Annotated in this window: 20 protein-coding genes; 10 read left to right on the forward strand and 10 right to left on the reverse strand. The window is 50.8% G+C overall.

Annotated elements, in window-relative coordinates:
* Window positions 1-60: 60 nt before the first annotated feature.
* A complete protein-coding gene (locus tag AC2215_RS09935; RefSeq protein ID WP_486809830.1) occupies window positions 61-387 on the forward strand; it encodes an STAS domain-containing protein in 327 nt (108 codons plus the stop codon).
* Between the two features lie 194 nt (window positions 388-581).
* On the opposite strand, the gene AC2215_RS09940 is transcribed toward AC2215_RS09935, so the two are convergent.
* Window positions 582-1,733, reverse strand: coding sequence for a PP2C family protein-serine/threonine phosphatase (locus tag AC2215_RS09940; RefSeq protein WP_486809831.1), 1,152 nt, complete (start codon window positions 1,731-1,733; stop codon window positions 582-584).
* 43 nt (window positions 1,734-1,776) lie between these two features.
* Between AC2215_RS09940 and AC2215_RS09945 the strand changes: the two genes are divergently transcribed.
* From AC2215_RS09945 to trxB, 3 genes are all read left to right on the forward strand, one after another.
* A complete protein-coding gene (locus AC2215_RS09945; RefSeq protein ID WP_486809832.1) occupies window positions 1,777-2,226 on the forward strand; it encodes an ATP-binding protein in 450 nt (149 codons plus the stop codon).
* A 229-nt stretch (window positions 2,227-2,455) separates the two neighbouring features.
* The gene (locus AC2215_RS09950; RefSeq protein WP_486809833.1) at window positions 2,456-3,121 is read left to right on the forward strand and encodes a hypothetical protein; all 666 of its coding nucleotides are present in this window, start codon (window positions 2,456-2,458) and stop codon (window positions 3,119-3,121) included.
* A 114-nt stretch (window positions 3,122-3,235) separates the two neighbouring features.
* Window positions 3,236-4,606 carry a thioredoxin-disulfide reductase gene (gene trxB / locus AC2215_RS09955; RefSeq protein ID WP_486809834.1) on the forward strand — a complete coding sequence of 457 codons (1,371 nt, stop codon included), beginning with the start codon at window positions 3,236-3,238 and terminating at the stop codon, window positions 4,604-4,606.
* A 34-nt stretch (window positions 4,607-4,640) separates the two neighbouring features.
* On the opposite strand, the gene AC2215_RS09960 is transcribed toward trxB, so the two are convergent.
* Window positions 4,641-5,867 carry a type IV pilin-like G/H family protein gene (locus AC2215_RS09960; RefSeq protein WP_486809835.1) on the reverse strand — a complete coding sequence of 409 codons (1,227 nt, stop codon included), beginning with the start codon at window positions 5,865-5,867 and terminating at the stop codon, window positions 4,641-4,643.
* A 172-nt stretch (window positions 5,868-6,039) separates the two neighbouring features.
* Between AC2215_RS09960 and AC2215_RS09965 the strand changes: the two genes are divergently transcribed.
* Both AC2215_RS09965 and AC2215_RS09970 read left to right on the forward strand, forming a co-directional pair.
* A complete protein-coding gene (locus AC2215_RS09965; protein ID WP_486809849.1) occupies window positions 6,040-6,195 on the forward strand; it encodes an element excision factor XisI family protein in 156 nt (51 codons plus the stop codon).
* A 28-nt stretch (window positions 6,196-6,223) separates the two neighbouring features.
* The gene (locus AC2215_RS09970) at window positions 6,224-7,399 is read left to right on the forward strand and encodes a glycosyltransferase family 2 protein (protein ID WP_486809836.1); all 1,176 of its coding nucleotides are present in this window, start codon (window positions 6,224-6,226) and stop codon (window positions 7,397-7,399) included.
* Window positions 7,400-7,590: 191 nt separating this feature from the next.
* On the opposite strand, the gene AC2215_RS09975 is transcribed toward AC2215_RS09970, so the two are convergent.
* Window positions 7,591-8,997: an anthranilate synthase component I gene (locus AC2215_RS09975; protein ID WP_486809837.1), complete on the reverse strand. Its 1,407-nt coding sequence runs from the start codon at window positions 8,995-8,997 to the stop codon at window positions 7,591-7,593.
* A 196-nt stretch (window positions 8,998-9,193) separates the two neighbouring features.
* Complete coding sequence (locus tag AC2215_RS09980) at window positions 9,194-9,808, reverse strand: TMEM175 family protein (RefSeq protein WP_486809838.1); 615 nt, start codon at window positions 9,806-9,808, stop codon at window positions 9,194-9,196.
* 163 nt (window positions 9,809-9,971) lie between these two features.
* On the opposite strand from AC2215_RS09980, the gene AC2215_RS09985 reads away from it, so the two are divergent.
* Window positions 9,972-10,598 (forward strand): TetR/AcrR family transcriptional regulator, encoded by a 627-nt coding sequence (locus AC2215_RS09985; protein ID WP_486809839.1) that lies wholly within the window; start codon window positions 9,972-9,974, stop codon window positions 10,596-10,598.
* A 261-nt stretch (window positions 10,599-10,859) separates the two neighbouring features.
* Here AC2215_RS09985 and AC2215_RS09990 read toward each other — a convergent pair whose 3' ends face one another.
* Together AC2215_RS09990 and AC2215_RS09995 are read right to left on the reverse strand one after the other, a co-directional pair.
* Window positions 10,860-11,852 (reverse strand): N-acetylglucosamine kinase, encoded by a 993-nt coding sequence (locus tag AC2215_RS09990; RefSeq protein ID WP_486809840.1) that lies wholly within the window; start codon window positions 11,850-11,852, stop codon window positions 10,860-10,862.
* A gap of 358 nt (window positions 11,853-12,210) precedes the next feature.
* Complete coding sequence (locus AC2215_RS09995; RefSeq protein ID WP_486809841.1) at window positions 12,211-13,221, reverse strand: phosphoribulokinase; 1,011 nt, start codon at window positions 13,219-13,221, stop codon at window positions 12,211-12,213.
* 574 nt (window positions 13,222-13,795) lie between these two features.
* On the opposite strand from AC2215_RS09995, the gene AC2215_RS10000 reads away from it, so the two are divergent.
* The 3 genes from AC2215_RS10000 (at window position 13,796) to AC2215_RS10010 (ending at window position 17,574) form a co-directional block, all read left to right on the forward strand.
* Window positions 13,796-14,827 (forward strand): LysR substrate-binding domain-containing protein, encoded by a 1,032-nt coding sequence (locus tag AC2215_RS10000; protein WP_486809842.1) that lies wholly within the window; start codon window positions 13,796-13,798, stop codon window positions 14,825-14,827.
* Window positions 14,828-15,105: 278 nt separating this feature from the next.
* On the forward strand, window positions 15,106-16,551 hold the full coding sequence (locus AC2215_RS10005; protein ID WP_486809843.1) for a protein kinase domain-containing protein: 1,446 nt from the start codon (window positions 15,106-15,108) through the stop codon (window positions 16,549-16,551).
* Between the two features lie 153 nt (window positions 16,552-16,704).
* Window positions 16,705-17,574 (forward strand): DUF928 domain-containing protein, encoded by an 870-nt coding sequence (locus AC2215_RS10010; RefSeq protein WP_486809844.1) that lies wholly within the window; start codon window positions 16,705-16,707, stop codon window positions 17,572-17,574.
* A 329-nt stretch (window positions 17,575-17,903) separates the two neighbouring features.
* On the opposite strand, the gene AC2215_RS10015 is transcribed toward AC2215_RS10010, so the two are convergent.
* From AC2215_RS10015 to AC2215_RS10030, 4 genes are all read right to left on the reverse strand, one after another.
* Window positions 17,904-18,470, reverse strand: coding sequence for a GspH/FimT family pseudopilin (locus AC2215_RS10015; RefSeq protein WP_486809845.1), 567 nt, complete (start codon window positions 18,468-18,470; stop codon window positions 17,904-17,906).
* A 411-nt stretch (window positions 18,471-18,881) separates the two neighbouring features.
* Window positions 18,882-20,099 carry an SGNH/GDSL hydrolase family protein gene (locus AC2215_RS10020; protein ID WP_486809846.1) on the reverse strand — a complete coding sequence of 406 codons (1,218 nt, stop codon included), beginning with the start codon at window positions 20,097-20,099 and terminating at the stop codon, window positions 18,882-18,884.
* Between the two features lie 838 nt (window positions 20,100-20,937).
* The gene (locus tag AC2215_RS10025; RefSeq protein ID WP_486809847.1) at window positions 20,938-23,091 is read right to left on the reverse strand and encodes a Calx-beta domain-containing protein; all 2,154 of its coding nucleotides are present in this window, start codon (window positions 23,089-23,091) and stop codon (window positions 20,938-20,940) included.
* Between the two features lie 190 nt (window positions 23,092-23,281).
* On the reverse strand, window positions 23,282-24,108 hold an 827-nt coding region (locus AC2215_RS10030), incomplete at its 5' end, for a CAP domain-containing protein (protein ID WP_486809848.1).

Consider the following 24,108-nt stretch of genomic DNA (forward strand, 5'->3'; position numbering starts at 1 on the left):
CAGTTTCCAATATAATTTAAAATGTTCAGTGAACTGCTCGACTTAACACACTTCAAACTTATGAATCCAGATGTCAAAGTTGTTCAACCAACAGGTCTTTTAGACGGTTCTAAAGCTAATCAGGTTCGTCGAGAAATTAATGACTGTTTGGAAGCTGGGGCGGAAATTGTTCTGCTTGATTTAAAAGATGTGACATTTATTGATAGTTCGGGTTTGGGGTCTTTAGTCTCCGCACTCAAAACGGTTCGTTCTTCAGGAGCGAAGTTATTTATCTGCTCGATTAGCGACCAGGTGAGAATTTTGTTCGAGCTAACCAGTATGGACCGCGTGTTTAAAGTTTTTGCCAATCGAGAAGAATTCGATCGCGAAGTGCATAAGGTCACCTAGTTCGATATTTTAGAACTCGATGCAGGGGTCGAGCGTACTGGGATTAACATCGAACCTTCTTAAAACGTGACTCTAATGCGAAAAAAGGAATCAACGAGAAAACGAGGTTTCTAACTCGTCGATCGAACTCTTTTTTTCAATTGAAAAATCATAGAACGATCGGCATCAATACACTCGACTCGGAGTCAATTCAGTTAGAGAAATGTGAGCTGAAGTAAAGAGAGATCGTCATCTAAAACATCGTTGGGATTTAGAGCGCGCACGTAACTCAGAAGTCGATCGAGAGTATCGCCATTACCGATTGGGTAGCTTGCCAGTAAATCTGTAAAAGCATTCAATCCCCAAACCGTTCCATCCGGTTGTTGAATTTCATAGACGCCATCGCTAAAAATATACAGCCGACTGGCTGCCGAAATTTTGCATTCTTGGGAAGAATACTCGGATTCGGGAAACATCCCGATGGGGATGCTTGGGGTTTTGAGTCGATCGATCTCAAGACCCTCGCCCACCGAAGGCATCACTAAGATGGCTGGGGGATGCCCCGCACTAGCGTATACTAGTTGACGGGATTTGATGTGATAAACGCCATACCAGATTGTAAAATACTTATCATCGTAAAACTCACTGTTGCTGCTCCTTTGAAAAGTTTGATTGAGCGCGTTGAGAACTTCACTTGGTTTGTAAAAGCTGGTATTGGGTAAAGAGCGCGAGCGTAAGATATTCAAAACCGAAATCGACAGCAGTGCCGAACCCACCCCATGCCCCGAGACATCGAGTAGATAGATTGCTAAATGATTCGGATCGAGCCATTCAAAATCGTAGCAATCCCCCCCTAGCTGTTTGGAGGGAATAAATCGGGCGTCAATGGTGACGGGAGCATCCTGGATCGAAGTCGGGAGAATCGAGCGAACGTAATCTGCTGCTTCGTTCAACTCCGTTTCTAGCATTTGCTTTTGTCGTTGCAGGTCTTGGCTGAGCTGATGGATGCGCAAACCTGCCCTGACCCGAGCCTGTAGCTCGTTAATTTCGATCGGTTTGGCCAAAAACTCATCAGCCCCCGTATCTAATCCCGTGACCCGATCTTCAATCGCTCCACGGGCAGTCAGTAGAATAAAGAAAGTTGTGGATAACTCCGGATTCGCTTTGACTCGCCGACAAACTTCTAGCCCATCCATAACGGGCATCATCCAGTCACAAATAATCAGACCGGGTCGTAATTCCTGGGCGGACGCGACCCCTTCCTCGCCATTCGGTGCTACGGCGACTTTATACCCTTGCTTTGTTAGCGCCCGCTTCAAAACTAGCCGAGTCGTGGGGTCATCATCGATCAGGAGAATTTGAGTCATAAAGCCAGAGAAGCTACCACAAGCAGATTAGCAAAAAAAGGATGTGAGCGAGTTGAAAGATTCGAGTAAGTTTCCATCTCACCACCAAGCATTCCTACGAGTTGGCACCAATCTGGCCGATCTCGCTCGCGTTTTATCCTGGTTCGATCGGTTCGAGTCTCCTTACGTCTCTCAACGAATTTGGTTGCAGTGTAAGACGGCTTTAGCAGAAGGTTTTACGAATGCCGTGCGTCACGCGCACAAGAACCAGCCTTCCGATCGACCCATTGAAATTGAAGTCACCCAGTCCCCACAATCTCTAGAGATTCGTATTTTAGACTACGGACCGCCTTTTAATCTAGAGGAAAAGCTCAAGACACTGCCGGCGGAGATCGACCTCGAAGCCACGGGAGGACGGGGTTTGAAAATTATGAATAGCATTGTCGATCGCCTCACCTATACTCGCATCGCACCCGATCGAAATTGTTTGTTGATGGTGAAGTATTATACCTAGTTTTCATCTCTATATTTTTATTCATCGAGCAGCCAAGAAAATACTAAAATTGCTACTGAAATCCCTAACCAATTTGGCAGACTGAGCCAGCTTAAAAACTGTAACGGAATAATTAAAAAAATATCGGTAAAAATCCAGCCGATAAAACTAATTACAATCACTATAACGAGCGCCATCTCGACTCCTTGACTGATAGGTTTTCGATTGCTATTTTTTTTCCATTTCCGTCATGCAACGGACTCAATTAGATGGCAATGGGTCAATGTGGCAGAGTAAAAATTGTCACTTTGACAACTCGATCGCCGCACCAACTTTAGTATGGTGGAGATACTTTCCTTCGGGTCTTACGACTCTTGATACTCGCCTCGTTGCCCGATGGCTACTCGTTTCTCAAGGCACCATCGCGATCGTGAACACTTCCTCCTCAACGGCTGTCAGATATTGTATAAAATATTGCATTTTGGGTTTGTCTGCTGCCTGGGTGGCGATCTTCCCCAGCGGGGCCCAAGACTCCCATTTTGGTTCGATCGCATTCCCCGAGCAGACTTCTGCTCAAGGATATACGGGAGGTACGACGTCCCTACCTGCGGTGTTGGGTAACAAAGATGAGAATGAGAATCTTTGTTTGGGATTTGGCGACCCGATGCCCGACTATATTCTCATTCTAGATCGCGATGTCGATCGACTCCAGCTTCAAGTCGATAGCGGTGGGCGCGACACCACTCTGCTGGTTCGGGATATTGAAGAAGAAACCCTCTACTGTGCTGACGATACCGATTCGGGGGTGGACGCGGGTATGACTCTCGACCATGGCTCCTCCGGTCGTTATAAAATTTGGATCGGGACTTCAGAACCTGGAAAACGCTGGGATTACACCCTATCCGTGCAACCGTAACGACATCATCACTCGATGGCTTCTGTCCCCTCTGATGAGACGATCGTCCGTAAGTTTGCAATATGTTAAGCTATACTGTGACTCTCTATACGAAGTCGTTACGAGTTTAAAACAATGAGCGCTCCAACCGTCGAAAATCTAGTCATTATCGGATCGGGTCCAGCGGGATATACCGCAGCCATTTATGCCGGACGTGCCAACCTCAAGCCCCTCGTCTTTGAAGGTTACCAAATGGGAGGAATTCCAGGGGGTCAGTTGATGACGACCACCGAAGTGGAGAACTTTCCCGGCTTCCCCGAAGGAATAACCGGTCCGCAGCTCATGGATCGGATGAAAGCCCAGGCATTGCGATGGGGAGCGCAATTAATCACCGAAGATGCGATCGCCGTCGATTTGAACCAGCGTCCCTTCATCGTTCGATCGGAAAATCGAGAAGTGAGAGCGCACAGTCTTGTTATCGCCACTGGGGCAACGGCGAAACGACTGCACCTGCCTAGCGAAGCGCAATATTGGAATGCGGGAATTTCCGCCTGTGCGATTTGCGATGGGGCAACGCCGATTTTTAAAAACGTCGAATTAGCCGTCATCGGGGGAGGGGATACCGCTGCTGAAGAGTCCCTGTACCTGACCAAATACGGCTCGAACGTTCATTTGCTCGTCCGCAGCGACAAAATGCGAGCCAGCAAAGCCATGCAGGATCGAGTCCTCAACCACCCGAAAATTACCATTCACTGGCAAACTGAAGCCGTTGACGTTTACGGTGAAAGCGGCTTTCTGCGAGGGCTGAAAATCAAGAATAACCTCACCGGCGAAACGGGAACCCTAGAAGCACGCGGTCTGTTTTATGCCATCGGACACACCCCCAACACCCAAATTTTTCAAGGACAAATCGAGTTAGACGAAACGGGGTACGTTGTCGTAAAGCCCGGTTCGGTGGAAACGAGCGTTGAGGGGGTTTATGCTGCCGGAGACGTGCAAGATCGCGAATTCCGCCAAGGGATTACAGCAGCTGGGACGGGATGTATGGCAGCTATGCTTGCCGAACGCTGGCTGTCAGCACGGGGGTTAGCCCAAGAGTTCCACCAATCCCCCGAGTCGGAGAATTACACCGACCAGACGGATGCCCAAGAAGCCAAAGCCGATACGGAAGCCACCTTCGATCCAGCAGTGATGCGCCATCGAGGTAGCTATGCCCTGCGCAAGTTGTATCACGAGAGCGATCGCTTGCTGGTGGTGAAGTACGTTTCTCCCACCTGCGGTCCCTGTCATATGCTCAAACCGATTTTAGATAAAGTCATCGACGAGTTCGACGAGCGGATTCACTTTATCGAAATCGATATTGAAGAAGATCCAGACATTGCTGAAGCAGCGGGTGTGATTGGAACCCCCACCTTACAATTTTTCAAAGGGAAGGAAAAAGTGAGCGAACTCAAAGGGGTGAAACCCAAAAGTCTCTATCGGCAGACTATTTCCGAGAACTTGTAGATATCTTGGAGAAGGGACATGGATCGGCGGATTGCTACAATTCAGAAGACTCAGCCGGACAGGACGGCCGCTCGTTAGCATCCTTCGGAGGTGCAGGCATTTCTGGGGGAGTCATCGAGGTTGTGTCCGTTTCGCAAATAATGGAAATGGTACTACCAGTCTCAATGACGAACACAGCTCCCGTATAGCTTCGCAGACCTTCTTCCTTGGCACGAGCGGTTGTCATGACGCTGAGACCAGGATCTGGTTGAGACTCGATCGCGTAACTGTAGAGATAGGTTTCTGAAGGCAGTCCAACTTGTAAGTCTTCGAGGGTTGCGGCAAAGTCTATATTCTCTAGTCGATAGGCTTGCTGAGCGCGATTGATGGCTCCGATCCAGCTCTTAGCTTCCGATTCCCGGGATCTGGAGGCTTGACTTCGAAAATATCTCGCCTCCCCAACGCGAAAATCGCTCCCCGCCCAAACGGCGGAGGCTTGACTCCTAAAATCTCTCTCCACCCGAACGGTAAGTTGCTCCAACAAACCCGCCACATCGTCCACGGTTCGCAACGCACCCTCCCAGGTTGTCGAACTTGCTTCCGGAAGCTCGGCATCCAGCAGAAGAGCATAACTCAGGTCGGCATTATTCAGCTGAGTGCCGGTTAAAGTCGCCCCTCTCAAATCCACGCTACTCAAGTCCGCACCATCGAGATTTGCACCGCTGAGATTCGCACCTCTGGCTAAAGTTCGGGAGCGTCCCAGGAGAACGAGATCGACTAGCATCGGGGAAGAGCATAACGTCAGCCAATTATTTTGAGCCGTCGCCGCCTCACAAAAGTCGAAACCCATCAGTTTTCCTAATTCGATCGAATCCGATACAAAACAGAGCGCGGAGTCATCAAACTCTCGTATCTCCCATTCTTCATGGCTCTGGTAAATTTGGCTGCAAGTATCTCGATTGAGGGCATTTGTGAGATCGGCATTGGTAAGATTGGCTCCGGTTAAATTAGCGCCGGTTAGGGTGACCCCTTGGAGGTTCGCACCGGCAAGATTGGCTCGCAGCAGAGTCGAGTTGCTCAAATTCGCACCTGCCAGGTTCGCACCACTTAAATCAGCTTCCGTTAAATTGAGATCGCGCAAATCGGCATCGGTGAGATCGCAACCGGGACAGCCATTGGTTTGCAAAAGTTGTCGGATGAACTCGGGATTGGCGGCTTTTGTTGGAGATGTTGCTCCGAATGCGATCGCCACGATCGTTCCCACGATTTTAAATTTTCTCATTGTTGCTCGAAGGTTTTGCCTCCGATTGTAGTTGAACGATAAGTTGGCGATCGCTACACTAAGAATTAGGTCACCTGAGAGTTACTTTCTTCGTTCTCTTTCACGAACCTCAAAGCTTCTGATGGATGAAGGTTGGTAAGATGCTTTGCGAGTTCGCGGTTTAATCGTTGGCGTGGAAATTCGCGATGGCAAAATCTGGATTCAGCGTGATGGCATCGAAGACGGCATTACCCCCGAACTCCTCGAAGCTGGAATTCCCAAAGAACAAATCGTTCTTGGCGTTCAACCCCCCCACCGTCGCCAATATACAGAATTCGCGGTAAGTTAACAGCAGCAACCCTTCATCTAACAGCTTCATGCCGATCGCCCTTTCGATCGCCTGCTTGGTGGCGATCGCTCTCTACTACACCAAACTGCGCCGCCTCGTCCGCAACGCCCCAGAACTGCCATCGGGGTCTGCCAGCGAAGAGATTCCCTCCGTCACCGTTATCGTTCCCGCCTATAACGAAGCGGTGAATATTCGAGATTGCATCGCCAGCATCCTCGATAGTACCGATATTGGGTCAGATCGATTGCAAGTGCGGATCGTGGATGATGCTTCCACTGACAATACCCTAGAGATTGCCCGTACTTTTGCTCGAAGCCGCAACGACGATCGATTGCAAGTCATTGCCGGTAAACCCCGACCGGAAGGGGAAGTGTGGGTGGGGAAAAACTGGGCTTGTACCCAAGCAGCCGAAACCACCCAAAGCGAGTTTATCCTGTTTATCGATGCAGACGTGCGTCTGGAAACCGGGGCGATCGAAACGGCAGTTCAAGCGGCAAAAAACGGGCAAATCGACCTGCTGACAGGATTGCCGAAATTAGTCTGCGGATGTTTGGCAGAGTGGACGGTGCAACCGGTTCTCTTCAATACCCTTACTCTCTCGTTCGATTTTGCCGAAGTCAACGATCCGAACAGCAATACGGCGTTTGCGGCGGGACCGTTTATGTTATTTCGTCGGTCCGCTTACGAAAAGTTGGGGGGACATCGAGAGGTTGCCGCCGAAATCGTGGAAGATGTGGAACTGGCCCGACGCACCAAACGGGGGGGTTTGCGACTTTTGTTCGTGCCGATTCCCCAGCTCGCTCGCGTGCGCATGTATCGATCTTGGGGAGAACTGTGGGAAGGGTGGACGAAGAATTTCTATCAGGGAGCCAATCGCAATTTCTCGGCGATGGCATACACGGCATTCATTATGTTTCTAGTTTATTTCCTACCTTGGTTTCTGGGAGGATGGGAACTGTGGCGCGGTATTGCTGGCTATTTTGGCTGGTGGGATATTGGGGTTACCGCTATTGCGGTGGCAGGCACGATCGCGCACTATAACTGGCGACGTTTGGGAGCACAATTGTACGGCTGTCCCTCCCGCTACTGGTGGCTGTCGGGGTTGGGTGGTTTGGGGGTAGCAGCGATCGCTCTGGGATCGGCGATTAAAACCGAGACGGGTTGGGGTTGGACGTGGCGGGGACGCGCTTTAAGTCATGATTGAAATGTCCTTGCAGCGATCGTCTAACCTTTCAAGCACTAGTGCACCGTAGCAGAAAGAACTGACCAGCTCTCAACCACTGAAAGCTATGAACAGTAAGCATTTTTAATTTTGCGACACCGCTCGCGGTGTCGGTCCCCGTCCCGTTCAACTTTTCAAGACGCATTTTTAATGACCCGTAGCGGCACTGGCAATTACCCCGATCGCAGATTGTCGGTAATTTGCAGGGCGACGAGTTGAGCGCGCGCTTTTTGCAGGGATTCGTACCATTCCCGTTCCGGATCGCTGTCAGCGACAATTCCAGCCCCCACTTGTCCCCAAACCATTGCCCCATCCTCACTATCGGTGTAGAGTAAGGTGCGAATTAGAATATTGAGATCGAGATTTCCCCGCCAGTCCAGGTAGCCGCAAGACCCGTAAAACAAGCTGCGGCGAATGGGTTCGAGTTCTTCGATAATTTCCATACAGCGGACTTTCGGACATCCGGTAATGGTTCCCCCCGGAAACAAGCTGCGAATCAAATCCACGGCATCGCAAGTGGAGTTGAGGGTTCCGGTAACGTTGCTGACGAGGTGCATAACGTGGCTGTAGCGTTCGACGGTCAAAAGTTCGTCAACTTTCACCGATCCCCACTGGCAAACTCGTCCGAGATCGTTGCGTTCGAGATCGACGAGCATGATGTGTTCGGCATTTTCTTTGATATTGCCACGCAACTCCCATTCTAGAGTTCGATCGTCCTCTGGGGTTTTCCCGCGCGCTCGCGTCCCGGCAATGGGGCGAGTTTGGGCGATACCGTCGTGCAAACTCACCAATCGTTCCGGCGAACAACTCATCATTACCCCCCAAGGCGTTTTCCAGTAGCTGGCGAAGGGAGATGGATTGATACGTTGCAGTTCTCGATAAATCGTCCAACTCGTTGCCGAGGTGGGAACTTGAAAGCGCAGGGAAAGATTGGTTTGAAAAATATCTCCGGCGCGAATGTACTTTTTAGCTTGGCGAACGGCCCCCTCGTACTCGGCTTGGGAACTGAGGATGGAGAGTTGGGGGGTGTGGGAGATTGGGTGTGGGAGATTGGGTTTGGCAGATTCTTGCAAACGCTGCTGCATCTCGTCGAGTTGTTGGGGTTCCGTGGCTGCCAGCCAGAGTTCTCCCGAGAGGCGATCGAGGATGGCAAAACACTCGGGTTCGTACCAGTACGCGACGGGGAAAGGAAGCGGATCGCGATTGAGGTGGGGAAGGCGTTCGATTTCCCACGCCAGATCGTACCCCAGCCAACCCAGCCAGCCACCGGTGAAAGGGAGATGTGTGGGTGCGTTGATATCGGGTAATCGAGCTAGATTCGACTCGAGAAGCGCGCGCAAATAAGGGAGAATTTCACCTACCGGCGGCATCCAGAGTTGCGGTTGTCCGTTAATGATGCGAGGGGAACCGGCACAGATGGAATAGCGGGCGAGTTTGGCCGTTTCGGGAGGGACGCGATCGGGACTTTCGAGGAGAGTGGCGATCGGATCTCGATCGAGAAAGAGGGCAGCGAAGACTTGGGAATCGGAACGAGATTGGAGGGGAAGCGATCGCCAGTGCCAGGGTTGAAGAACGTTCATCCAATTATTTTAGGCGATCGCGATCGAGTATGACGCAAGAAAGACTCTCGATTGCGATCGCTAAATTTTTGCTCTAATTCTCTCCCCACGCTCCCGAAGCCCCCGAAGCTCACTTTCAGAGCAATTGTAAGTGTTTAACCGAACTTGATATGAGGGGATAGTCTCTGACAAGAAGCATCCGACTCGGTCACGAGATCTAGCCGGACTCGCTTTGTGATGCCTCGCTGGGGAGGAGAGTTTGAATCCAAAAAATTAATGGCAGTCCGACGAGAAACGTCAGTATCCACCCCAAGGGATGAACCCACGCACCGATAATCGCCAGTAGGGCAACGGTCGGTTCGGCATAACTTTCCCGGCGAATTTGTTGAATCGTGCGATCGGGTAAGTCCGGATCGACTAATCGCCGCTGTTGAGTGGCGTAAATCCAGGCAGCGGTCGAAAAGATACCGACTCCGGCGACGGATAGACTGTAGAAAACTTGAAGGATAAAAACGCGATCGTAGAAGGTCACCAGATCGTTCGCGTAGGGTAAAACCGCAATAAACATCAAAGAGAGTAAGGTCAGCCACAGATGAACCGTATCTGTTTTCCGGTAGTGCTGAAATTGGTGGAGATGAGCAAACCAATAGTACGCAATAACCACGAAGGTCAGGGCGTATGCCCCCAATGATGGTAACTGTGCTTGCAAAAATACACTCACTTCTTGCGATGTCATTTCTTGAAGTGGCAGAGGCTCAAACGTCAGGACCATGAGAGTCATTGCCCCAGCAAAAATTAAATCGCTCAGCCGAGATAGGCGTTGAAGTTGCATCTAATTAAATCTCGCTCGATATTAAAACAGGATTGAATGGAGAGAGTCCGAGGGACTCAAGAGTGATTCGACAAGCGAAATCTTAGCTGATTAAAATATGAATTAAACTCATGTTTAATATATACGAGTTTAACTCATGTTTTGTCAAGGAGAGGTTGATGAAATGACTGAAACATCTTCAGAAGGTACCGCTCGCAAGTGGCGCAAGCCCAAGCAGGCTCGTAGTTTGAAGCGGGTTAATCGGATCTTGGCGGTGGCAGAAGAAATGTTGATCGAGAAGGGGTATGCCGCCACAACAACGAAGGCGATCGCCTCTCAAGCGGAGGTTCCTATCGGTTCGCTGTACCAGTTTTTTCCAGATAAAGCTGCGATCTTACAAGCACTCGCCGAGCGTTATACCGATTTGCTCGATCGACGTTTAAAAACGCTCGAACCCCTCGAAACATCCCAGCTTTCCCTTGCGAATTATGTCGATCGACTCACCGATCTCGTGGAGGAATTCTTTGATGAATATCCGGGCTATCGCGCTATTTTCATGGAAGTTCAAGGGACGATGCCAGAGCTAGATGAAGCAGGCGACGTTCAACTGATTCAGACCTTGGCAACCCTGTTACCCCAATCTGATGCATCGTTAAGCCAGGACGATCGCGAAGCGATTTCTTTCGTTCTAGTCAAGGCGATCGGTAATTTACAGTGGCTGTCTCTGGGGCAAACGCCAGAACTGCGCCAACGCCTTGCCCTCGAAGCCAGGCGGCTGGCATTACACTACCTACAAAGTTACTTGGTTTAAGGTGAGGAAATTATAGCAGTCCCGGCCGGTATCATTACAAATGTTCAGTTATGGGGAATGGGGAACGGGGAACGGGGAATGGACAATACTTATTTCTTCGATTTGTGTAAATCAACTGATGACGAAGCGCTATAGAAACAAAAATCATTGACAAACACAAGTCGCGATCGCATCTCTGTTTGGGAAAAATCGCGCGATGAAAATTAGGAATATCGCTGATTGCGGGAGACGATTGCGATGGGTTGGGTTGAGACAATTGATTTATTCGTGCTCTTCTAAATTCATCACCATCAAAGCCGCCCCCACTGCCGGTTCGTACCGGGGTTCGATAACTCGGGCATTCGGGGCAACTTCCCCCAACTCGGCGATAAAACCCGATCGCAACTTCGACTCTCCTCGCCAGGTTCCCCCCACCGTCACGACTTCAAAGGTTTCATCGGGACGAAAAAGCGCTCGTCCCACAACTTCTGTCGCGAGCACCAATTCTCCCACCGCCTCCTCGATAATCTCCTGGGCCACCACATCTCCAACTGCCGCAGCTCGATCGACCACCACAGAAAGGGCGGCAATTTCCTTCACCCCCCACCCCCGTCGGTACACCGCCTCCACCAATTCTTCCGGGCGATTTAGCCCCAAATACGCTCGGAAATCACTCATGAGGCGAGTTCGATCGGATCGCCCATCTTCAGACCGTACCGCCGCTTGCAGACCCCGCAGCGCGATCGAATAACCGCTGCCTTCATCCCCGAGGAGGTATCCCCAACCCCCCGCCCGTCTCGTTTCGCCCCGTTCGTTGCATCCATAAACGATCGAACCGGTTCCGGCAATGGTGACAATGCCCACTTCTCGCCCCGTCCCCCCCACTAAGGCGATAACGCAATCGCTGGCGACTCCTAGGGTTTCGGGAGTGCCGCACCACTTGAGCGGTAGTTTTTCGCTGGCGAGCAACCCCTGTAAAAGTTGCCGAATTTGGCGAATATCCTCAGGACGGCCCGCACCCGCCAAACCAATACCAATCCCCTCGACAGAAATAGTTTGGGTGGGTGGAAGCGTCAAAGATGCGATCGCCTGTTGAATCGCCGTGGCGATCGCATCTTCCGTCGCTGCCAGTCCCCGGCTTTGGTAGTTCGAGGCGCTACCGATTCCGCGTCCGCAAAGGGTTCCGCTGCGATCGAGGACAACACAAACGGTCTTTGTCCCGCCGCCATCAATTCCGAGCACGTAACCATTTTCTTGGAATTCAATCGTCTCCATCTTCACGACTCTCCCTCTTCTGTCAGACTCTGAAAAATGGCAGTCAAACCTCAATCTCTCCTTAAGTATCGTTGGCTGTAATGACGGAATTTCATCAGAATTTGGGAAAGTGACAGAAGAGGCACATCTAACCAATTGTCCATTCCCCATTCCCCCTTCCCCAAAAACAAACACCTACCCAAAATTTAATTTTGGATAGGCGTAGGGTGCAAAAAACAGCGAGTCAATTAGTTGGATCTAAAAGAAGAGCACTTTATTTGCATACCTTGAGTCATTGACCATCGGCGGCGATCGCGATTGGAAAAGTCATCGAGTATCGCACCAACGGAACTGGAATTTCGATCGAGTTCGAGATTCTCTAAACTTCAACGGCAACTTTGGCTTTCGTTTCAGTTGAGGTTAAATGCTCGAAGGTTTCCCGCATTTTCAGACCGACCAATAACTGGAACAATCCCGTACCGTTGTTGGCACCGGGATAGTCTTTGTGTTCGAGCAACAGATGAGTCAATTCGCCGTAGTATTTAGCGGAAGTATTACTCAGATGTCCTTCGACGTAGATCATCTCTTCCAAGTTATCGAACTGGCCGTCGACTTCGAGGATGGAAACTTCATTTCCGTAGAAAGCATCGGGACCGTAGTACATTTTGATTCCTGGATAGGAACAGGTCAGTTTGCGACCGCAAGGGGTCCAGTGAATCGTCGAACCTTCGTCGAACAGATAGGCCGGCGAGAAGTTCTCCACTTCGTAGCGTTGAATCATCCGCACCCGCAGAACTTTATGTTCTTTATCGTCTTTAATCAAGTTGGTGGGAAGAATTTGAATCACCACATCGGCATGTTGCTTTTGGGGATCGATGTAGGCCTCAAAATCCGGACGGCGGGCTTCAATAGAAGCCAAGACATCTTCGTAGGTGTGACCGCGTTCGGCCATATCTCGCTGGATCTTCCAAGCAATCTTCACCTCATCGCTGATATCGAGATAAACGCTAAAATCTAACAGACCGCGCACTCGCTCGTCGTAGATCGGATGTAATCCTTCAATCACCACAATATGATTGGGTTCGATTCGCTCTGGCGGATCGAGTTCTCCCGTTTCGTGATTGTATATCGGCTTGTCGATCGCATTACCTTCTTTAAGGGATTTGATCTGCTCGTACATCAGATCGAAATTATTGGCTTTGGGGTCTAATGCCGTAACCCCGGCTGCCTTACGTCCTTTACGATCGAGACTGTGATAGTCATCCAAACAGATGACGGTCATCATATCTTCACCAAACACGTCAGACAATCGACGCAAAAATGTCGATTTTCCACATCCCGAATCTCCGGCGACGCCGATTAATACCACGCGATTAGGGTTATTGCTCATATGTTCCTTTATCTTGCGAAATCGTATTGGTTTACTAACTGCCAGGTTCCCACACAGTTCGATAAATTCGCCTGGGGGATGTTTGCTCGGGCTTGCTACCGGGCTGTCTCGATCGGGATGCCGATTGATTGCCATACAACTCTTTGGCTACCCAACCTTGACGACAGTAGCAGCAATTTTATCGCCGCCAACCTGAAAAGACTTTGGTGTTGTCCGTCAAGTATTTATTACTACCTGTTGGCATAAATTCTACCAAAAGGGGATCGCCCCTACAAGACTTTACAGTACTCCGATCCCCATGCAAAGGGTAGGATGGGTAAGAGCACGTAAAGGGACGATTCTATACGAGCAATAATTTCAATCGAGTGAGATAATTAAGTTCGCGTCATCGAGCCGGAGATTCCCGATTTGAGAAACGATTTTCGAGAAAAATTTAACAGACGATTGCGTTTGGATTGGATTGAAGTCGCTTTAAGAGTGCCTTTAACTTCCATCGAGCGTTTCTTAAGTCTAACTCGATCGTACCTTCGGGACGCTTGCCGTTTCGCTCCTTTCTCCGTCACGGTTAACTTCTATGTCTGACCTTCCTTTTACCTTAGATCAGTTACGAATTCTCAAGGCAATTGCGTCGGAGGGTAGCTTTAAACGAGCAGCCGATAGCCTCTACGTTTCTCAGCCAGCCGTGAGTCTTCAAGTGCAAAACTTAGAGCGTCAGTTGGACGTTCCCCTGTTCGATCGCGGGGGGAGGCGGGCGCAATTGACCGAAGCCGGGCACCTACTTCTTAACTATGGTGAAAAAATTCTCACCCTCTGTCAAGAAACCTGTCGGGCGATCGAAGATTTACAAAATCTCCAAGGGGGAACCCTCATCGTCGGCGCATCTCAAACCACGGGTACCTACCTACTGCCCCGTACCATTGGTTTGTTTCGCCAGTACTATCCCGATGTCGCCGTCCAGCTACACGTTCATTCAACTCGGCGTACCTCTTGGAGTGTTGCCAACGGTCAAGTGGATTTGGCGATCGTTGGGGGGGAAGTGCCGGCGGAGTTGCACGACTCCTTGAATATCGTTCCTTACGCTGAAGACGAACTGGCGCTGATTCTGCCGGTGTTCCATCCCCTCGCAGAAGCCCAAACCGTCCAAAAAGAAGATCTCTACCAGCTTCAGTTCATCGCCCTGGATTCTCAATCCACCATCCGCAAAGTCATCGATCAAGTTCTCACCCGCTGCGGTATCGACACGCGCCGTCTGAAGTTGGAGATGGAACTCAACTCCATCGAAGCGATTAAAAATGCCGTCCAAGCCGGATTGGGGGCAGCTTTTGTTTCGGTGTCGGCGATTGAAAAAGAACTCGAAATGAACGTTCTCCACCGCGCCAGCGTCAATGAAGTGGTGGTCAAGCGGGAGCTTTCGGTGATTTACAATCCCAGTCGCTACCGTTCTAAAGCGGCCGATGCTTTTATTAAAGAAGTGCTGCCCAAATTTGCCACCCCATCCCTGGCCGATCGGCTCGTAGAAACCCTGTTGCTCGACTCGAATTCGATCGAAACAACGGCCGCCAAAAAAGCCGCTTCATCTTCATCGGCGCGATCGGAAAATAAGTAGACTCATGGGCGCACAAGACTTAGGGGAAAAGATTTCAGAGGGAAAGCAAGAATCAATTTATGACTTCAGCATCGATATCGACTTGATTTTTTCTGTCTCCGAGATGTCTTATGAAAACCCATGAATGTAACGATACAATGAGAGCAATCTTTGCTCTTGAAGTCGGGGCGAGATCGCACCGGTTCCGTTTCCGCAAGTCTGTTTCAAGTACTCTAGCGTTTTTGAAAACCCTCGACGGATTTGGGGCAAGTTAAGCGTTTATCCTCGATCGTCAATTCATGGAGATTCACTGCACTCGTCCGGACTGTGCCCGTCCTTTAAACCATTTTCGAGACCTCGACGATCGCAACATCCTCAAAACCACCCAGCAAAAATACTGCACTGCTTGCGGAATGGAGTTGATTCTCGCCGGACGCTACATTCCGTCGAAACTACTCGCGCGGGGGGGATTTGGCACGGCATACCTGGCTAAAGATCGCTACACCCCAGCCATGCGGACCTGCCTGGTGAAACAGTTTCAGCCCGAAGGGAATTTAACCCCCGACCAACTCGAAACCGCCCGCAACTTATTCGATCGCGAAGCGGAAGTTCTCGAAGAACTCGGCAGCCAACATCCCCAAATTCCCAACTTACTCGCCAACTTCCAAATTACCGCCCCAGCACTCGTCTCTGGCGCACCCCAAGAATTCTTCTACCTCGTACAGGAGTTTATCGACGGCGAAAACCTCGAACAAGAACTCGAATGCAAAGGGCAATTTAGCGAAGCCGAAGTCACCGAAGTCCTCAAAGAAATCCTCAAAATCTTGCAATTCGTCCACGATCGCGGTTCCATTCATCGCGACATCAAACCGGCCAACATCATGCGCCACCGCAACGGACGGTTGTATTTGCTCGATTTTGGTGCGGTGAAGCAGGTTACCACCACCGGAACCCCCAAAACCCGCTCGACGGGTATCTACTCCCTGGGATTCGCCCCCCCAGAACAAATGGCCGGCGGTCAAATTTACCCCTCGACGGATTTATACGCCCTGGCGGTGATGGCGGTGAACCTGCTGACGGGAAAACCCCCCCAAGATTTGTTTGACTCCTACAGCAATCAGTGGAATTGGCGGGGGTACGTTCCGGTGAGCGATCGCCTCGAAGGAATTCTCAATCGAATGTTGAAAGCCGCACCCGCGGAACGTTTTGCCTCGGCCGCCGAAGCGATCGCCGCCCTAAGTACGCCCAACCCAGCAACCCCTACTGCCTCCTCCACCACAATTCAACCCCCGGCATCCGCTCCAGTCCCCGCCCCGACTCCCGCGCCCGCCCCAGTTCCCGCACCCGCGCCCAGGTCGGCACCCATCCCCCCCACAGCCACCCCAGCGCCATCGGGTTCGAGCTTTTCTACCCTCGAACTGTTAGCAGGAGCGGCTTTTACTGGGTTTGAAGGCGGTTTGGTGGGAGTGGCGTTGGGCAGTCTGCTGGGTCTCTCCGGCTTGAGTGCGGGGATTTGGGGTGCGATCGTTGGGGCACTTGCATTCATTCAATCTCGTCGTTGGATCGAAGGGAAGGATCTTCCCATTATCGGGGTGTTGAGTTTAGCTTTGGTCCTATTCGTTCCGGGACTGCGAGTTTATCCCATTGGCTCGGTACTGGCGATCGCATTGTTAGCCGGACTCTCGGCGATCGCGGTGACTACCCTATTTCGCCTCATCTACCGATTGATTTCTAGTATTTTGTAATATAACTCCGGTCAACCGGTGGCTCCGGAGATATACGCCAAAAGGGACTATGACTTTGGTATCTCCATAACGTCTGTTTTGGTTAAGCGATTGGCTGATGCGATCTCAATCACGACGATAACTGATGACTCAAATTTCTCAGGAGACAAGCAGATGAAACGGCAAGCAACTCGACTCTTCATATCTCTTCCGTTAAGTATGGCAGTGGGGTTAACGGGAGTCTCGGGAAAATCTCCCGCACGTTCTCACGTTGGCAGCATCCCGAAATCCTGGCATGCCCCAGAGCTTGTGAGTCAGTTTCGCCCCAGCACTCGCAGCGCGCCATCGGTTTATACAGGAGATACCGTGCGCTGTGGTTGCCACGAACCTGAAGTTACGCCGCTGATGCCGAAGGATACCGGTAGCGATTTGACGTTATCTCCCTACTTTGCGGTGAGCGTTGTCGAGCGTCCGGCGTTTTTCTGGCACGTCGAGAAGTCCCAGCAACAAGAAGTGTATTTCGAACTGCGCGAGTTCGAGGTGGGTCAAGAAAATGGAGAGGGAACCCTAATCTACGAAATGAGTTCCACGTTGCCCGAGTTTTCCGGTGTGGTGGAGATGAGCTTACCACCGACGGTGACTTTGAAAGTCGGCAAGATTTATCGCTGGTATTTGGACTTCACCTGCGGTTCTCCTGAAAGTACCACTGCCGAGATTACCTGGATGTCCGGTTGGCTCGAACGCATCCATGCGACTCCCGCACTCCAACAGCAATTAACTCAAGCGCGCACCCCCGAAGCCCGTTCCCGAGTCTATGCCGAAGCGGGTGTGTGGTTCGATGCGATCGCCATTTTGAGTCGGGCGCGACGGAGGGCCGATACGCCAGAACTGACGGCGCGATGGGAAATGTTGTTGCGATCTGTGGATGTCCCGGAGTCGATCGCCTCTGCTCCCCTCATGGATTGCTGCAACGAAGCGAGCAGTGCAGATTCCACCGCGCCAACGAGTTTCGCTCCCGCAACCGGTCATCTGAAGTGCAGTTAAGATTTAATATAACCTCAGTTCGGGATCAGACAGTTTCGAGTGTGGGGGTGTGGGGTGTAGGGTGTAGGGTGTGGGGAAAGGGGGTTCGGTGTTGCTACTTCATACCTGGATCGAACCTCCCCGGTATTGTTCGACCTCTTTCAACCCATTGCTGGAACTGACACGATCTCCCCAGCTCGCTGAATTTCCTTAATCCGCGCCTCACGTTCATTAATTCTCATGCCAAATTCATAAATTCTCAAGCCCGATCGGTCGTTCCCCGTTCCCCATTCCCCATTCCCCATTCCCCATCCTCGCCAGAGTTGTAGATCGTTCACATCAGACATCATTTAATAGCAATACTTCCCATTGGAGGGTTTGGCTTGGTTTTTCGACTGGCGCATTGCCCCCAGTAACGTCGAGACGATCGTACAGCGTTTGACGTCATTCTCATTTTTACTCGATAGAGTCAGTCGTCCCAGTTGACCGTTGGTGCGTCCGCGATGGTTGAAGCGCACTCGCCGAACTCCGCCCGCTTCTCGCAACGTCGTTTCTTCATCCATCCGCACGGTGGGATTGAGGGATTGCCAAATGGCGGCACTGGGGTCGCGGTTAGTGGGGTGAACGGCCCACTGGACGATACCGTCAGTTTCCCGAAAACTCGCTTGCCAGGTGCTTTTGGTATGGATGGCTTTGCTTTGAGCTTGGCGCATCGCTAGCAATACTTCATTGTTGGCGGCGTTGAGTGCGTATCGATCTTTGAATTTCAGCCAACTTGGAGCGCCGATTGCTGCTAATGCTCCGATGAGTACCACAACGCTGAGTGCTTCGGCGATCGTAAAGCCTTGGATCGAAGGTTGGGACCTTGAGGAGATTTGATGGGGAACGAGGTTTATCTTGGGCTGTGATGCTGGCACGATCGAGTATCTCAACCTTTTGCAAAAGTGGCGAGTTGATGGGATTTTGGGGTTTCTCCTCGATTTTACTCGCGCAAAAATTAAGGTTCGATCGAGATTGTTTAAAGTTGCTGTTTAGATCGCACTTGCTAAGACTGAGGTTGACGCGGTTTTGCTCTCAACCCAACCGACATTTGCCGTTTTGTCAGTGGGCTTGATGTTGCTGTGCGGTCTCCTACAGAACGCGATGGTTGACGCTGAAGTCTTGATGAATTGGAGTTTAGACAAATTTAACCGCTCGAACCGTCAAACCCTTATCCTGAGAAATTTGAGAGTTTCAAGAGCGACGAGAGGATCGATCGCCCAAAATGCTGACCCGGTCGTCGGTTGTAGCCTTTGCAATCGAAGTTTAGTCTAAACTCCAGTAATGAATCATTGTCGCGCATTTATTTTGGCATCGTCGCTTCCGTGAGTCGCTTTGCTCCGGAAAGACTCGCTTTTGTTTCGACTTATCCAACCCAATAATATCAATAACCCAAAAGGAACGGATACTCTCGGTTCTGGTACTGGCTGTGCTTGTTGTAATGTTTCTAAAGCAAACTCTCCTAAAATGGCATGAGTGGCTGTGGTGGGATGAATGCCATCCCAAAACTCATATTCCTCGGGGTTATCGCAAATCATCAAGGTGGTGGGATCGGGGACGGCGAGATTTGGAAATAAAGATGGATCTGGAGATAAGCAGGGATCTGTAACGTTCGTAAAACCAAATTCTTCCGGATTATTCAGGGTTCGATCGAATAACGAAAAAACATCCAAGGGAATAATATTTAAATCCGAGTTCGATCCACTCAAGTTATTCAGCGTTGTTGCTAACAGCGCATTATGGATTTGAGTCACTTGAGAGAGGGGTTCCGAGGGAATCGGAGCAAAGGGACTGTTGGCCCGTGGTGTTTCTCCTAAATCTGGCAGATTGGGAACCAGGAGATTGCGAGCGCCTAAATCGTAGAGGGTTTGTATCGCGGCGGCAATATTACCGACGGTTTCCTCGGGATTCGGGTCGGGAACGGTTTGATAATCGTTAGGACCCGACCAAACGATGTAGAGTGCGTTGGGGTCCGCGGTTTGGCCCGATTGCGTCAGGTCATTGCTAAACCAACCCACTTGTGCGAGCAATCCTGGGATTCCGCTGTCACCAATAAAGCCACTTTGAGCGCCACCATAGGCAAAGTTCACACTGGTTGTTGCCGTTGTGCCATTGAAGAAGGGACTAATAATCGGTGCACCGGTATTGGGGTCAAATGCCAGTGGAGATAAAACGTCCGAACCGGGAAAAAGGACGGATAATTCAGTGGAAGGGGTGAGGGTAATCCCCAAATCCTCAGCCAAATAATCTACCCAAACCAGACCATTCGAAAAACGTCCATCCGCATCGTAAGGCGGTACGAATGGAATGACAGGGGGAATGTCTATGCCAGGAGGAATAAGTTCGGGTGGTAGTTGATTAAAAGCAGTGGTGACGTTAAAAATATTACCGGGACTGGAGAGACTTTCGCTGAAAGTATAGATGTTGCTAAAAGAGACGGCTGCTGCTGGCGTGGATAAGATCGAAGCAAATAGGGTAAATCCGGTTGAGAGAAGAATTTTTTTCATCGGTCGAACTCTAACAGTAAGTTGCAAATACTAGTGCGCGATTCCCCCAGAGGAACCTCCAAAGAAAGACGATAAAGTACTCGATCGAAAATCAAATCTGAAGAGCGAGCGGCGAACACCGCCTACCGCTGACGCGCGATCGAGGATTGTAAAAATCTTGACGATGAATTATGTGAGCGGCTCGATCGCGATCGCTTACTAACCATTAGTTCCCAGGGTTCTGCGAGCAATTTAGAGCACCGCATCGTCATCTCTTCGGGTTGGGATCTCGGTGCTTTTAGCTTTCGGATATCATTACGCGACCGTAATAGCTGCCATGATAATTCTCTTCAGCCACTCTCTATTCTCAAACCTATTCAGTGCTTCAGCAGTTGAAAGGCTGAGTCGATTGTTATCAGTCGTCTAAGAGTTTTTTACTTTATCTTATAGATGTACGGCAGCATCGTATCAAGTTGAATCGTTAAAATCAAGATTGTTTTTAGTTTTTTAAATATTTTGTAAAGAGTTGATGAAGATCGGATCGATGCTTCCGTTTTTTGAGGGTGTAGCGGGTCGTTGAGACTGAATATAAAGTATCTAATACCCGATCTAGGATGGGGAAAGGAGAATAGTTCGCCAAAAGTAACGAGTTAATTTTGAGCTTTTAGATATTTAGCTTGTAACTTTTTTAATACACATTAAATGTAGTTAAATAAGGATATATCCGAAGGGTGGACAGTGTTTTATCGAGAGATTTTTTACTTCTACACTCTCCATAAAATGACCCACCCCATCGGAATCTTATCGTTGGTTAAAAATGCGATCGATTCTCTTAAAAACTGGAGTTTAAATTGGACGATTACAATCCCGTAGTATTATTGGAACTCCAGCCGGTTGCTGTAGCTCCGATCGCCGTTTTCAAATCTCCCGACAGCAAGAGGGTATAAGCATGGGGAGAACCGCCCGTACCCTCTTGAGTCATAGCAGAACCATCGGTATTGCGTGGGGAAAACCAGGAGTTCGCCGTTACCTTCAAGTTGCCATCCACATTCTCGATATCGGTAATCTCGAGGGAGTTAGTATTGCCATTACTCAGGCGGGCAGAGATGTACGCGGCATCGAGGAGGTTCCCCATCGCTAAATCGATCCGACCGAGAACCGCAATTTTCGCGCCACCCCCCGCACCGTAACTCCGCAGCCAGGACTGGGTCGCATCTCCACTGGCGCGCCGCCAATCTTCACTCGCTGTCCCCTGAGTACCATCGGTACTGAAGGTGGCGTACAGGTTCGTCCCATCCCAGAACAACCCATATCCCCGTCCGTCTGCACCCGTCATTTCGTAGTCGGTTTTCACCCAGTTATTGTCGGGGTTGGCACTGTCGAAGCTGGCGATAATCGGGTCTTGGTTGATGCCCGTTTTCTGCCAAGTGCCGATATATAGAGTTTGCGTACCCAGGGTAATCTTTTGTCCTCCTTTGCCAGCAATGGTGGCTTCGTCGTCGCTGGGGGTGAATTTTACCACCGTACTGTTAATGGCTGCGGGTTGGGCGGGGGGTAGCGATGCAGTATCGTCGTCGGTAATGGTGAGAACGGCGCTATCTTCCGTTCCCAAATCGGCTCCAATGGCATTGGTAATCGAAATCTGCACCGTTTCGTCGGCTTCGACGTCGCTGTCGTTGTTAAGGTCAAAGGTAAAGGTTTTGCTCGTCTCTCCAGGGGCAAAGGTGAGGGTGCCACTGGCTGCGGTGTAGTCCTCCCCGGCAGTTGCCGTGCCGTCGCTGGTGGCGTAGTTGATGCTGGCGTTTGTGGTGGTGTCTCCGGTACGCTCGATGGAAATGGTTGCGGTTCCGGCATCCTCATCGAGGGTATAACTGGTCGTGGCGAAGGCGATGGTGCTGCTCGTACCACTACCCGTATCGGTGCCACTGCCAGTGTCCGTTCCCGTATCGGTGCCACTGCCAGTGTCCGTTCCCGTATCGGTTCCACTTCCGGTATCGGTTCCCGTATCGGTGCCACTGCCGGTGTCCGTTCCCGTATCAGTGCCACTGCCGGTGTCCGTTCCCGTATCGGTGCCACTGCCGGTGTCCGTTCCCGTATCAGTGCCACTGCCGGTGTCCGTTCCCGTATCGGTTCCACTTCCGGTATCGGTTCCCGTATCGGTTCCACTTCCGGTGTCCGTTCCCGTATCGGTTCCACTTCCGGTGTCCGTTCCCGTATCAGTGCCACTGCCGGTATCGGTTCCCGTATCGGTTCCACTTCCGGTATCGGTTCCACTTCCAGTATCAGTGCCGGTATCCATACCCTCGATCGCAAAATCACTGGCATCGATCGCACCCACTTCAGTATCTTTGAGAATGGCTAAAATGCGATCGCTATCAGTTTCCCGGACGATGGCATCTCCAGCAAAATCTCCTGTGCCTTGGAAAATGTCTAAATCCTCAAAGCCCAAGCCACCGCGCAATAGCAAGGAGTCTTGAACATCAGTAAAGTCTCCGACCACCCGAGCATCTTCGATGGTACTGCTGCCATGACTGGGGTCGAGAACGAAGGAGTCGCTTCCTTCCCCTCCCCAGAGACTGTCGGCACCGGAACCGCCATCGAGGGTATCGTCCCCAAGGTCTCCATAAAGAACGTCGTCACCGAGTTCGCCAAAGACTAAATCGTTATCTTTTCCACCCCAGACGGTATCGTTATCCCGTCCTGCATATACCGTATCTTCGCCGATATTTCCGAAGATGCGATCGTCTCCTAAATTGCCAAAAAGAAGGTCTTCGTCTTTGCCACCAAACAGCCAATCGTTCTCTTTGCCACCGGCTATTAAATCTTGTCCTTGATTGCCAAAAAGATAGTCCTCTCCCTGATTTCCGTAAAGACTGTCACGTTCTCCCAACCCCATGACGGTATCCTGTCCGCCAAAGGCTACAATGACATCTTGCTGTTGCGTTCCGGCAAACAGATCGGTTTCGGATGTCAGGAAAGTAGGTTGTGGTTCGTTGAGTTCGATCGAAAGCATGAGATTAATCTTTTTTGATGCAACTTTTATGAATTGACGCGAATAAAAATTATCTAGAATGCGTTACAACGGCAAAATAATCTGTTAAAAACTAGATTTAAAAATCCGTCGTAACGCATCCTTTTCGGAGTCAGTGAAGAAGTTCTAAATTTATACTTCTCACACCCCAAAAATCATGAATCCTTTACGATTACCTGGGCTGACCGAACTTCTGAGTCCAGTAGATGTAGTAATTTGTGTCTCCCGTATCGTTGGCTAAGAAGTGGTACCCCACGCCGAGTTCGGTGAAATTCGGGTTGAGGAGATTCTCGTTGTGACCGGGGCTAGCAATCCAGGCATCTACAACTTGCTGAGGGGTAGACACAGAAAGACCCGCTGCAATATTTTCCCCAGCGAAGGAGTAGTCGTAACCCGCAGCGCGAATGCGCTCGAAAGGAGTATTTCCTTCTACGGGGTTGTTATGCTCGAAAAAGTCCTGGTTCGCCATATCTTCGCTATGCTCTTCGGCTGCGGCTTGGAGTTGTGCGTTAGCAGTCAGAGGGGGCAGTCCATTGTTGGCGCGGTGTACGTTGGTAAGGCGCAAGACTTCATCGAGAAATTCCTGGTCTGGAGACCCGCTTCCCGTATCGGTGCCGCTGCCAGTATCGGTTCCGCTGCCGGTGTCCGTTCCGCTGCCAGTATCGGTGCCGCTTCCCGTGTCGGTGCCGCTGCCAGTATCGGTGCCACTTCCCGTATCGGTGCCACTTCCCGTATCGGTGCCACTGCCGGTATCGGTGCCGCTGCCAGTATCGGTGCCGCTTCCCGTATCGGTGCCACTGCCGGTGTCCGTTCCGCTTCCCGTATCGGTGCCAGTATCGGTGCCACTGCCGGTGTCCGTTCCCGTATCGGTGCCGCTGCCGGTATCCGTTCCCGTATCGGTGCCGCTGCCGGTGTCCGTTCCCGTATCAGTGCCGCTTCCCGTATCGGTGCCGCTGCCGGTGTCCGTTCCCGTATCAGTGCCGCTTCCCGTATCGGTGC

It is taken from the genome of Zarconia sp., from assembly GCF_057467645.1.

Coding starts and splice junctions, on each gene's coding strand:
- AC2215_RS10005 (WP_486809843.1), top strand. CDS start 15,106: ATGGAGATTCACTGCACTCGTCCGGACTGTGCCCGTCCTTTAAACCAT.
- AC2215_RS09940 (WP_486809831.1), bottom strand. CDS start 1,733: ATGACTCAAATTCTCCTGATCGATGATGACCCCACGACTCGGCTAGTT.
- AC2215_RS09980 (WP_486809838.1), bottom strand. CDS start 9,808: ATGCAACTTCAACGCCTATCTCGGCTGAGCGATTTAATTTTTGCTGGG.
- AC2215_RS09970 (WP_486809836.1), top strand. CDS start 6,224: ATGCCGATCGCCCTTTCGATCGCCTGCTTGGTGGCGATCGCTCTCTAC.
- AC2215_RS09995 (WP_486809841.1), bottom strand. CDS start 13,221: ATGAGCAATAACCCTAATCGCGTGGTATTAATCGGCGTCGCCGGAGAT.
- AC2215_RS09990 (WP_486809840.1), bottom strand. CDS start 11,852: ATGGAGACGATTGAATTCCAAGAAAATGGTTACGTGCTCGGAATTGAT.
- AC2215_RS09950 (WP_486809833.1), top strand. CDS start 2,456: ATGCAACGGACTCAATTAGATGGCAATGGGTCAATGTGGCAGAGTAAA.
- AC2215_RS09985 (WP_486809839.1), top strand. CDS start 9,972: ATGACTGAAACATCTTCAGAAGGTACCGCTCGCAAGTGGCGCAAGCCC.
- trxB (WP_486809834.1), top strand. CDS start 3,236: ATGAGCGCTCCAACCGTCGAAAATCTAGTCATTATCGGATCGGGTCCA.
- AC2215_RS09960 (WP_486809835.1), bottom strand. CDS start 5,867: ATGAGAAAATTTAAAATCGTGGGAACGATCGTGGCGATCGCATTCGGA.
- AC2215_RS10025 (WP_486809847.1), bottom strand. CDS start 23,091: ATGCTTTCGATCGAACTCAACGAACCACAACCTACTTTCCTGACATCC.
- AC2215_RS09935 (WP_486809830.1), top strand. CDS start 61: ATGAATCCAGATGTCAAAGTTGTTCAACCAACAGGTCTTTTAGACGGT.
- AC2215_RS09975 (WP_486809837.1), bottom strand. CDS start 8,997: ATGAACGTTCTTCAACCCTGGCACTGGCGATCGCTTCCCCTCCAATCT.
- AC2215_RS10010 (WP_486809844.1), top strand. CDS start 16,705: ATGAAACGGCAAGCAACTCGACTCTTCATATCTCTTCCGTTAAGTATG.
- AC2215_RS10020 (WP_486809846.1), bottom strand. CDS start 20,099: ATGAAAAAAATTCTTCTCTCAACCGGATTTACCCTATTTGCTTCGATC.
- AC2215_RS10000 (WP_486809842.1), top strand. CDS start 13,796: ATGTCTGACCTTCCTTTTACCTTAGATCAGTTACGAATTCTCAAGGCA.